We start from the raw sequence: 1,025 nt of genomic DNA, 5'->3' as shown, positions 1-1,025 counted from the left end.
TTGCTTTGTGCTTGCTCACCAGCGAGAGCAATGCTTTCGGACGCATTACCACGAATGATTAACTTGTTTGCAAGGCGGGCGATTTCGCGCGAGGTTTCGGTGCGCAGTGAACTTGCACCGCAACCGACAGGGTCGAGCACAACAATTTTACCGTTCGAATTGGCTTGCTCGACGGCATAGCTCATGCGCGGCGTCCAAACGCTGTCTAGGGTGCCGATGTTGATCACCAAAGCGCCTGCAAACGACATCATTTCTGCCATTTCTTGCTTTGAATGCGCCATGATTGGCGAAGCTCCGATAGCCAACAAAGCGTTCGCCGTGTTGTTCATCACCACGTAGTTGGTAATGTTCACGACTAAAGGCTTTTGCTGACGCACTGCGGTTAATGCTTGAGTGATTTGTTCTATTAACATGAGATTCTCCAATTAACCTTATTGTGCGTTTAGACCTTGTTGCCAAAACGCCACTTCCATACGCGTTGCAGTTTTGAATACCTGAATCAGGTTTTGACCGCGCTGGCTGTGGATGTCGATTTCAGCCAGCAACTGGTTAAAGTGTTCGGCCCCACTTGCCACGCCTGATTGGAACTCTTCACCGCCGTACAAGTTAATCCAACTTGCGTAAGGATTGCCTTCGAATACCGTGTTTTCATCTTTAATCAGCATTTTACCAATGACGGCGTAGCCGATGGAGCAAGGGGCGAGCGCGGCATACAAGTCAACTAAGTCGCCCGTCATTCCCGCATCCAGTACGTAGCGCGTGTAAGCCACCGTGCCAAAATCTTCCGGCTCGTTTTCGAGATCAGATTCCGTCAATCCCCACTGACCGCAGTAGGTAACATGGTGGGCAATCTCTGAATCTAAAAGCGCATGTACGCTTGGTAGTGCGCGGCGCATGTCGTCTAACGTACGTGCTTTGTAGATTGCCAGCGCATAAGCTCGCGCGTACTGTTTTAGGAATAAGAAATCTTGTTTCAAGTAATGCAGAAAACAAGGTTGAGCCAGTGTGCCTTTGGCTAATTGCTG

The 1,025-nt window shown here is 49.7% G+C and carries 2 protein-coding genes; both read right to left on the bottom strand.

Translation table 11 applies throughout. The annotated features are described in order from the left end of the window. Positions 1 to 413 (bottom strand): hydroxyethylthiazole kinase (locus R8269_RS26395; RefSeq protein ID WP_318223057.1); only part of this gene is annotated, 413 nt, incomplete at its 3' end. 18 nt (positions 414 to 431) lie between these two features. After that, positions 432 to 1,025: TenA family protein (locus tag R8269_RS26390; RefSeq protein ID WP_318223056.1), on the bottom strand; the 594-nt coding region annotated here is incomplete at its 5' end.

Source organism: Vibrio sp. Vb0667, assembly GCF_033391095.1.
Note: the sequence above shows the minus strand (reverse complement) of the source record. Positions and strands in the feature narration are given on the sequence as shown.